Annotated in this window: 1 protein-coding gene; it reads left to right on the forward strand. The window is 74.2% G+C overall.

The window, feature by feature from the left end:
- Positions 1 to 130: 130 nt before the first annotated feature.
- Positions 131 to 1,021: an AAA family ATPase gene (locus tag CLG85_RS27105; RefSeq protein WP_260350393.1), complete on the forward strand. Its 891-nt coding sequence runs from the start codon at positions 131 to 133 to the stop codon at positions 1,019 to 1,021.
- The last annotated feature ends 200 nt before the right edge of the window (positions 1,022 to 1,221 follow it).

The following is a 1,221-nucleotide window of genomic DNA, read 5'->3' on the forward strand; positions in this document are numbered from 1 at the left end:
GCCGGGGCGTCGCATCGCTGGCAGAGCGGCTGGCCGAAGCGGCGGAGGACGGTGACGCCGCCGCCCGCGAACGCGCCGTCGCCTCCGCCGCATTGAACCGGCTCTACGGGCTCCTGCAGGAGGGCGACGCATGAAGCTGCTTTCGGTCACCCTCTCCGACGTCCGCCGCTTCGCCCGCCCGGTCACGGTGCAGGGCTTCGGCCCGGGTCTCAACGTGCTCTCGGCGCCCAACGAAGACGGCAAGTCGACGCTCTTCGACGCGCTGCAGGCGCTCTTCTTCATCCCCCACCGCAGCCGCGCGAAAGAAATCTCGGCCCTCCGCCCCCACGCCGGCGGCGCCCCCTTGGTCTCTGCCGAGATCGAAGACGACGGTCGCCGCTACCGGCTCACCAAGCGCTGGCTCTCGCGCCCCTTGGCCGAGGTACACGAGGGCACCCGGCTTGTCGCCAAGGGCGAGGCGGCGGAAGAGTGGATCTCCGCCCTGACCCAGTCGCCCGAGGAAGGTGGCCCCGCCGGGCTGCTCTGGGTACGGCAGGGTCTTGTGGCTCTGGACCAGGGCGAGAAGCGCGAGCAGGACCACGCGCACCGCGCCCGCCGCGACCTGCTCTCCTCGGTTGCGGGCGAGGTCGAGGCCCTGACCGGTGGGCGCCGCATGGAGCGCGCGCTGGCGCAGACCGAAGCGGCGCTTTCCGAGCTCGTCACCGCCTCCGGGAAGCCCAAGGCAGGCGGGCCGCTGAAGGCCGCCGAGGATGAGATCGCCGAGCTGAGCGCCCGCCGCGAGACCCTCGCCAGCACCGCCGAGGCGCTGGAACAGGCGATCGCCACCCGGCGCCGGTGCGCAGCGAGCTCTCCGATCTGCAGGACCCCGAGGCGCAAGCCGCCCGCGAGGCGCGGCTCACAGAGGCCCGGGCCGCCGCCGAGACCGCCCGCGCCTTCGCCGAGCGCCAGCGCCGCGCCGAGGAGCAGGTCGCGGCGCTCGAGGCTCGCCGCGACGGTGCCGCCGAGAAGGCCGAGGCCCTGAGCCGCGCCCGTAAAGCTGTCACCGAGGCCGAGACCCGGCTTCAGTCGCTTGTCGAGGCCGAGGCCGAGGCCAGCGCAACGGCCTCGGGCGCCAAGGTGAAACTGGCCGAGGCCACCACCACCCGCGACACCGCCCGCGCGCGCAGCGCAGCGCGCAAAAGGATCAGGCTGCCGCGCAGGAGGCCGCGCAGCAGGCCCGGG

The sequence above is a fragment of the Alloyangia mangrovi genome (assembly GCF_002300555.2).
GTDB lineage: Bacteria > Pseudomonadota > Alphaproteobacteria > Rhodobacterales > Rhodobacteraceae > Salipiger > Salipiger mangrovi.

Excerpts from the sequence above, each read along its gene's own strand:
- CLG85_RS27105 (WP_260350393.1), top strand. The coding sequence starts at position 131 with ATGAAGCTGCTTTCGGTCACCCTCTCCGACGTCCGCCGCTTCGCCCGC.